The organism is Clostridium puniceum, assembly GCF_002006345.1.
Taxonomy (GTDB): domain Bacteria; phylum Bacillota; class Clostridia; order Clostridiales; family Clostridiaceae; genus Clostridium; species Clostridium puniceum.
This window is the reverse complement of record NZ_LZZM01000037.1, coordinates 1-7,951: the sequence shown is the minus strand read 5'-3', so window position 1 is coordinate 7,951 and position 7,951 is coordinate 1. Positions and strand designations below refer to the sequence as shown.

Genomic DNA, 7,951 nt, shown 5'->3' with positions numbered 1-7,951 from the left:
AATTTCATTTAAGATAGTGTTTATAGGTCGTTTTAACTCTTTTGCTATCTTATAAGGTGAAAAGCCATCTTTTAGACGAAGCTGGATAAGCATACGTTCTTCAAAATTCAAATGTTTATTTTTACGTAGTTCTGTGTTATTATTTGGGTAGTCCATAGTGATTATCCTCCGTGTATGTTTTTTGTTTAGAGATTAAATCATAACACAGAATAATCCACTATGGATTTTTTATTAGTTCAATTTCATTTTACAACAGGTCAAAAAATAAAATTATTAAGTATTTAAAATTAAATTTATTCACTATTTTTTGAATAAAATCCATTTTATTATTATTTTTTTAAAACAAAAACCCACCAGCAAGAAAAAGATAATTTTAAAATTATATCTTCTTCCTATCTGGTGGGTATAGCCTGCTTTCCAGTAACAATCCCACATGGCATTTCATGCCAGCGCAAAATTTTATTTTTAATTATAAACTTTCATTTGCAACACATCTAATATGAACTGCTAAATATATAAGTTCATCTTCAGTTAAATCACATTTTAATTCATTCCGAATGTAATCTTCTATACGATTTGAACATTTATATTCATTAGGGTATTTTGTGCGAATTACATCAATAAATCCTAAATCTTCATTAATTATTTCTTTACCCTTCATAAGCCTTTGAATAAAATATTTTAGGTGGGTAACGAACCTTTCAAAGTGAATAGAACTCTCATTAAGTTCTGCACCATAATGATATTTTACAATGTCTAGAATCTTTTGTATTATTTTTGCCATATGCATTGTTTCTTGGATTTTTGTTTCATCATCCATCTGCGCGTTAACAATATGTAATGCAATGAATCCTGCTTCATCATCAGGCAATTCTATACCATGTCTTTTATTTATAATTCTAAGAGCTTCTTTACCAATTAAATATTCATGATTGTAAAATCTACTAATTTCCCACAAAAGCGCATTTCTAACTGGAATACCTTTTTGAGCTCGCTCAATAGCGAAACTAATATGATCTGTTAAACCTAACCAAATCTTATCTTCCAATTTCTTTCCTAATGAGTTAGTAGCATAAGTAATAATTTCATTTGTTGTTTGAACATACTCGTATGGGATTTTGGAAATTAATTCTTCTAAATGACTGGGGTTTACCTTGCCTTCAATGATATAAATTCTTTCTATTAAAGAATTATCAACTAAGTCACCCTTAACTTTTTTTAAACCAAGACCTTTTCCCATAACTAAAACTTCTTTTCCATCTTTATGGGAACGAACTAGATTATTATTGATTACTTTATCTACTTTCATATTAGCTGACATTAGCCCCCTCCTTCCCATACATACAAAATAAAAAAACTACACCCCTTTGCAACAAAATAATCATCACAAATTGGTATAGCCTGCTTTCCAGTAACAATCCAATCAAATTTTATATTCTTATAATATCATTAGTTGAAATCGTTGTTAACTTTTTTTCTATACTACTGTAAATTTATAAAATTGTTTTGTATACTTATCGTAATCTAAATTCCTCTATGTATTTGCTTAATTTTATTAATTAAGATTTCTAAATTAATAAAACAATTATTATTCTTTAATTTCTTTCATTATTCAAGTAAAACTACCAAAAGACTTGATTTTATCTATGTAAATACCACTGTATATATTATAAACTATATACGAATCTAAAAAAAGGAGTTATTATTATGAATATCAAACAAATTCGTTGCGCTACAATAATTATTACATATGCAGGAAAAAAGTTTTTAATTGATCCATTTTTAGCTGATAAAGGATTCTATCCTGCCTTCCCTGGTACTCCAAATCAGGATAAATCAAATCCACTAGTAAGCTTACCAGTTTCAATTGATCAAATTATTGACGTAGATGCTGTAATAGTTACTCATACACATTTGGATCATTTTGATGATGCTGCTAAAAATGCATTGCCAAAAACTATAAAAATGTTTGTTCAAAATGAACAAGAGGCTAAAGAAATCAAAAGTGCTGGTTTCAAAAATGTAGAAGTTTTACTAGAAGAAGGCACTGTTTTTGAAGATATTAAATTAACTAAAACAGGTGGCATTCATGGAATAGGCGAAACAATTCAGAAGCTTTATAAAGAAGGTAATTTTAGTAGCAATGTATGTGGTGTTGTCTTTACTCATCCAAGTGAAAAAACTTTATATATTGCTGGAGATACTGTTTGGTGTGATCCAGTCAAAAAAGCAATCGATAATCATAAACCAGATATAATTGTTTTAAATGCAGGGGACGCTCAATTTTTAGAAGGTGGCTCTATAATAATGGGTAAAAAAGATGTCTATGAAGTTTATAACGCTGCCCCTCAAGCAAAAATTATTGCTAGCCATTTGGAAGCTGTTAACCATGGACTGTTAACAAGAAAAGAGTTAAAAGAGTTCATCGATGAAAAAGGGATATCTTCAAATATATTAATACCAGCCGATGGAGAAGATTATACATTTTAATATAACATAAATTTTAAGGACTCCTAAAAATTAGGCAATGCCACTCTATTGGCGTTGCCTAATTCGGGTTGTTTCGCTAATAATAATAGTTAATTTATAATTTACATATTCATTTAATTCTGTTAAGAATTTATCTAAAATCTCATTGGATGGAAATTTACATTCTAGAACATAACAACAGTCTCCACTAATTTTATAATTATGCATTATATATTCTTCTTGTAAACTTACGAATGACAGATAAGGTTGATGATAATCACTTTTTGTATAAATATTTATCATTACGTGAATAGGGTATCCCAATTTTTCTTGATTAACTTTAATAGTATATCCCTCAATAACACCACTATCTTCTAATTTGGCAACTCTAGCAGAAGCTGCCTGGCCTGTCAAATGTACTTTCTCTCCTAACTCTTTCATAGTGATACGACTGTTCTTACACAATTCTGCTAAAATACGCTTATCCGTATTATCTAACATTTTTTTACTTCCTTTCACTATTAAATTTATTTTACTACTGTAACGCTCATTAAATTTTTATCGTATAAAATCAATATAAGATAAAACAAGTATTAATTATAATGTTATATTGTTTTAAATTAATATAAAAAACAACTAATCATTTGCTCCTGCCACATTCTACATGCTATCATCTCGTATTTTCTTTGTCAACACAGTATAGTTATTTGAATAGATATACTTAACTATACTCATACTTTATATTGACGCTTCTCTTGCTTTAATCGGTATTATTTCCAAATTTACAATAAATTAATGCAAAAGTATAAGAATATTTATATTAAGTATTATTTTTTTGCAAACCCAAGAATAATTTCAGCCATCCTTTCATTGCTTTCTACCATACCTCCTTTAATCCATTCTATTACCACCTTATAAAGCCCTCCAGCCATAAGATTAATATAATGTTTTGCTATTTCTGGTGGGTGATTTTTCTCACAATAAAAATTTTCAAATAATAAATATAGACATTTATCAAGCTTTTCAAGTAGTATATAATTCAAATTTGAATTATTTAAATTTATTACTAATTTTTCCTGATTTCTAAAATAAGCAAAAAACAAACATAACTTTCTATAATTATCAGACTTTTCACAAATTGATATTTCATTCTTATACTCTGTGAAAAGTTCATCAATATAATTAGTAATAATCTCTTCCTTTGACTTATAATTTCTATAATAGGCCATACGAGATACTCCTGCTTTATTTGTTATATCTGTAATTGATATATCTTTAAACTTATTTTTCTCCATCAAAATCATAAGTGAAGTAAAGATACATTCTTTAATGAATTTATTTTGTGAATTATTGTTTAAGCTTTTCATGAACAATCTCCTCCCTTTTGTAACACTATGAGGTTATACCATTGATAATTTAAATATAAGCTATTATAATCTAGATTACAGTAACGTTACAAGTATAGTATAAATAGAATTCAGGAGAGAATTATGAAAATATTATATTTTACTGCAACTGGAAATAATCTATATGTTGCAAAGCGAATTGGATCTGAGTATTATTCAATACCTAAGTTAATCAAAGAAGAACGATTTGAATTTGAAGATGAACAAATCGGTATTATATTCCCTGTTTATGGCCTTGGAGTTCCAGAAATTATAGAAGCTTTTCTAAACAAAGTGAAACTTAAAAGTAAATATATTTTTGCAGTAATATCATATGGTAAATTTTCTGGTTCAGCTGCAAGCCGCCTTGAAGAAATAGGAAAACGAAATGGAATTGAATTTTCGTATATTAATGAAATACTTATGGTTGATAACTATCTACCAGTATATGATATAAAAAATGAAATTCAAAAAGAACCAAAGAAGCTTATTGAGGAAAACCTTGAAAATATAATTACAGATATAAATAAGCAAAAGAAATATATTAGAAAAAATTCTTCCATAAGAAAATTCTTCTCAAAATATCTTCCAAAGATATTTGAGAACAATCACGCATTCGATAATAACTTTTATTTAGATAACGGCTGTATTGGATGTGGTGTTTGCACAAAAGTTTGCCCAATAAATAATATTAAATTAGTAAATAAAAAACCTGCTTATCAAGGAAATTGCATGAAATGTCTGGCATGTATAAATCATTGTCCTAAGAATGTAATCAGACTAAAAGGTGAAAGAAGTAAGATTAGATTTATTAATCAAAATATTACCTTAAACGAAATAATAAACGCTAACAATTAACAGGTTTTATCATCTCGGAAATGACGATGCTTTTTATATGATTTAATTTTTTAAGTCAAAATATTTACCTAGTGAACATATTATTCAAACATCATTCAAAAATTGAACCTCATACTCACTTTATTTGATAACTAGTTAAGAGTCTTCATATTTTATTAATCCAGTAGGAACTGAATAATTATTTTATTCGGGACAGCAGATAGTTTTGTTTTTATATAAAACTATCTACTGTCTTCACTTATTCGTAGAATATCTTAATATTTCAAAATTTATGCTGCTTTAAGCTCGAAAAAATCTTTGCTTTTTTCTCTTATTTTATAAGGTGACAACTCCCTACACACCCAGCCTATAATTCTCAATATCTCTATATTCTCCGAACTTCATTCCGACCTCTTTGATAGTTCCACAAAATTCAAATCCAAATTTTTCATGCAACCTACGACTAGCTTCATTTCCTGCTGTAATAACAGAAACTACCGTATGTATCCTTTCATCCTTTTTGGCTTCATCCAAAATAAACTCCATCAGAGCAGAGGCAATTCCCTTTTTTCTATAATCCTCCCCGATATATATGGATAACTCTACGGTAGTCTTATATGCTTCTTTTTCTCGATATGAAGACAAGCTAGCATATCCTGAAACACAGTTATCCACCTCTGCCACAAATAAAGGATGGTTGTCCACATTATGCATGTAAAACCATTCTTCGCGTTCCTTCATAGTTTTCAATTTCAAATCCAAAGTAGATACTCCATACTTTACTTCATAATTGTATATTTCCAAAAGTTCCTTTAAATCTTTTATTTCAGCTTTTCTTATTACCATATCTAGTACTTCCTTTTTTCTTTTCAATTTTTTTGCTTTATGTTAGACAAATTATTATTTATATTTTAATCAATAATAATATATTTTGTAAACATCATATTATCACAATTTTCAAATCTAATAAGATTCTATACAATTTTAATAAAATTCACATTTACTTGTTATAAGGTCGCCATATCAGTTGTAAGTGTAATAAATTGTAAATATTTCCTATTGTTTTAGAAAATATAACAATCCTGTGAATTTCAGAGCTGAAACTAAAGGCAGGTAGTTAACTCACGAATGAGTTAACTACCTTCAAGAAACCAAATCATAGCTTTGGAGTTTCACTTGATTCCATCATTATTAGAAACATATATAGATTCTATATTATAAACTACTAAAGTATCACTTAGCATATCATGAAGTGCACGTTTTTTTGAATCTAATCCAATCATAATATATCCAATAAACAATATCAATCCACTTAAATATCTTCCAATACTTTCACGATAAATTATAGTAAATAAAGATAATTTTTCATGTGTAGCTTTACATACCTTAAGTTTAAATAATTTTTTTCCTAAAGTTCCACCACAATAATATGTCATTAAAACAAAATACGTTAATCCACATAAATAAATCACAACATCAAATATAGAAAATTCGAATAAAATTGGTTTTAGAAAAAATACATCTGGATTCATCATATATATGAAAAATTTAGGTATTCTTATAATAAGTAATGCAATGCCCACAATAATACAATCAATTATATATGCAGATAGTCTTACAAAAAAACCTGCATATACTATATCTTCTTTATTTTGTTTCAGCATAATACATCAAGCCTCCATTACCTTCTTTTTCTAAGTGTTCAGAAATTACCTGTGCATCTGATTTAACCTTTAAACTTTCTGCTTTTTCAAATAATGATGATAAAACATTTTGCTTGCTCTCTGGAGTAAATATCTCTACCTCTTTCCCTACAGTATCTAACATATTTTTTTGCATATTTTCATAAGTATCAACCTGGTCAATTAACCCTAAATCTAAAGCTTGTTTAGCAGAATATATACGTCCATCTGCAATTGGTTTAACTTTGTTTATGTCCATTTTTCTTCCTTCTGCTACAATACCTGCAAATTGTTCATAAGCTTCATCAACTAAGCTTTGTAAAATTTTACGGTGTTCCTCCGTCATCTCCACTCCAGGAGATCCCATTGCCTTATTAGTTCCACTTGTAATATCTATTTCCTTAATTCCTAACTTATCATATAAACCTTTTACATTAGTTGATGATATAATTACTCCAATTGAACCTGTCCAACTATTTCTGTTAGCATATATCTTATCGCTAGCCATAGATATATAATATCCACCTGAGCATGCTTGTGATGACATATATGTCCAGATAGGATATCCCGTTTTTTCTTTATATTCCTTTAATTTTAAATAAAGTTCATCGCTTTCATAAACACCTCCACCAGGACTATTAACATATAAAATAATACCCTTATTATTTTTTGATTCCATCATAGAATCAATATATTTTAATGTTTGTTTATGATTATATGACTGCGGATTTTGAAAAATACCAGCAGACTCTGATCCATCCTTAATCGTGCCCTCTACTTTAACTACTCCAACAAAATCTTTATCTGGTAATGTAATTTTTTCAGAATGTAACATTGACTCTAAAGATTTTTGTGCTTGTTCATTTTTATTAAACATGTTGTCTGAAACTGTTTTTGTGATAACACTTGCTACACTAACAAATACAAAGCAAAGAGCGGCGGCTATCAAACCTATAATTTGTTTTTTGTTCATTCACTAATTCCCTCCAGTTTTTAACTTATACTTTCTGATTATACAACAAAAAATTCATTATAGTATTAAATTATCCTTAATTTTTGTTTATTTTTCATAAAAGCATTTGTAATTAGTAGAAAAAATCACTTAGAAGTCATACATTTCTAAATTTATCTATAGAATAAGCTAATTCTTATTTTCTTCTCTAGCAACAGAAAAGTTCTCAATAATCCACTGTAAAATGTTTCTGGTGTATGATTAGGTGAAGTGCAAAATATAATAAATCAAAATCGTCATTATATTTTTCATCTTTAACTTTACTAATAATCCTAGACGATACTTCATGTTCTAATATTGCACTATTAAAATATATATCTCTTTTTTTATAGTAATTTAAATCTAACGCTGAATATTTATTATATGATAATTGTATCGCATCACTAGGCTCTCCCCACCTTATGCACAAAAGTAACTTAATTTTACATATTAATTTATAATACTATAATAGTGCATTTTTACTTGAATAATTTTACAGTTGAATAAAAAAACAGATTTTTAGGCTATTTTTAATGACTCAAAAATTTCTTCGATCGGCGTACCGCTTGCGGCAGCATTGTAAATAT

General features: G+C 27.9%; 9 protein-coding genes. 2 read left to right on the top strand and 7 right to left on the bottom strand.

The features are described from left to right. Positions 1-156 (bottom strand): helix-turn-helix domain-containing protein (locus tag CLPUN_RS03280; protein WP_143328945.1); only part of this gene is annotated, 156 nt, incomplete at its 3' end. Between the two features lie 313 nt (positions 157-469). Next, entirely contained in the window at positions 470-1,321 is an 852-nt protein-coding gene (licT, locus tag CLPUN_RS03275; protein WP_242954030.1) for a BglG family transcription antiterminator LicT, read from the bottom strand. 386 nt (positions 1,322-1,707) lie between these two features. Here licT and CLPUN_RS03270 point away from each other — a divergent pair, with 386 nt between their 5' ends. Continuing rightward, the gene (locus tag CLPUN_RS03270; RefSeq protein WP_077845960.1) at positions 1,708-2,490 is read left to right on the top strand and encodes an MBL fold metallo-hydrolase; all 783 of its coding nucleotides are present in this window, start codon (positions 1,708-1,710) and stop codon (positions 2,488-2,490) included. 45 nt (positions 2,491-2,535) lie between these two features. Here CLPUN_RS03270 and CLPUN_RS03265 read toward each other — a convergent pair whose 3' ends face one another. Both CLPUN_RS03265 and CLPUN_RS03260 read right to left on the bottom strand, forming a co-directional pair. Next, entirely contained in the window at positions 2,536-2,970 is a 435-nt protein-coding gene (locus CLPUN_RS03265; RefSeq protein ID WP_077845959.1) for an Lrp/AsnC family transcriptional regulator, read from the bottom strand. Between the two features lie 326 nt (positions 2,971-3,296). After that, positions 3,297-3,836 (bottom strand): TetR/AcrR family transcriptional regulator, encoded by a 540-nt coding sequence (locus tag CLPUN_RS03260; protein ID WP_077845958.1) that lies wholly within the window; start codon positions 3,834-3,836, stop codon positions 3,297-3,299. Positions 3,837-3,959: 123 nt separating this feature from the next. Between CLPUN_RS03260 and CLPUN_RS03255 the strand changes: the two genes are divergently transcribed. Further along, positions 3,960-4,712, top strand: coding sequence for an EFR1 family ferrodoxin (locus tag CLPUN_RS03255; RefSeq protein WP_077845957.1), 753 nt, complete (start codon positions 3,960-3,962; stop codon positions 4,710-4,712). 333 nt (positions 4,713-5,045) lie between these two features. Here CLPUN_RS03255 and CLPUN_RS03250 read toward each other — a convergent pair whose 3' ends face one another. The 3 genes from CLPUN_RS03250 to sppA all read right to left on the bottom strand — a co-directional run bounded on the left by CLPUN_RS03250 (position 5,046) and on the right by sppA (position 7,346). Then, positions 5,046-5,537, bottom strand: a complete 492-nt coding sequence (locus CLPUN_RS03250; RefSeq protein ID WP_077845956.1) for a GNAT family N-acetyltransferase — start codon at positions 5,535-5,537, stop codon at positions 5,046-5,048. Positions 5,538-5,863: 326 nt separating this feature from the next. Then, positions 5,864-6,355 (bottom strand): RDD family protein, encoded by a 492-nt coding sequence (locus CLPUN_RS03245; protein ID WP_077845955.1) that lies wholly within the window; start codon positions 6,353-6,355, stop codon positions 5,864-5,866. After that, positions 6,339-7,346, bottom strand: a complete 1,008-nt coding sequence (gene sppA, locus CLPUN_RS03240; RefSeq protein ID WP_077845954.1) for a signal peptide peptidase SppA — start codon at positions 7,344-7,346, stop codon at positions 6,339-6,341. Before sppA ends, CLPUN_RS03245 begins: the two co-directional genes overlap by 17 nt. Between the last annotated feature and the right edge of the window lie 605 nt (positions 7,347-7,951).

Coding starts and splice junctions, on each gene's coding strand:
- licT (WP_242954030.1), bottom strand. CDS start 1,321: ATGTCAGCTAATATGAAAGTAGATAAAGTAATCAATAATAATCTAGTT.
- CLPUN_RS03270 (WP_077845960.1), top strand. CDS start 1,708: ATGAATATCAAACAAATTCGTTGCGCTACAATAATTATTACATATGCA.
- CLPUN_RS03265 (WP_077845959.1), bottom strand. CDS start 2,970: ATGTTAGATAATACGGATAAGCGTATTTTAGCAGAATTGTGTAAGAAC.
- CLPUN_RS03260 (WP_077845958.1), bottom strand. CDS start 3,836: ATGAAAAGCTTAAACAATAATTCACAAAATAAATTCATTAAAGAATGT.
- CLPUN_RS03255 (WP_077845957.1), top strand. CDS start 3,960: ATGAAAATATTATATTTTACTGCAACTGGAAATAATCTATATGTTGCA.
- CLPUN_RS03250 (WP_077845956.1), bottom strand. CDS start 5,537: ATGGTAATAAGAAAAGCTGAAATAAAAGATTTAAAGGAACTTTTGGAA.
- CLPUN_RS03245 (WP_077845955.1), bottom strand. CDS start 6,355: ATGCTGAAACAAAATAAAGAAGATATAGTATATGCAGGTTTTTTTGTA.
- sppA (WP_077845954.1), bottom strand. CDS start 7,346: ATGAACAAAAAACAAATTATAGGTTTGATAGCCGCCGCTCTTTGCTTT.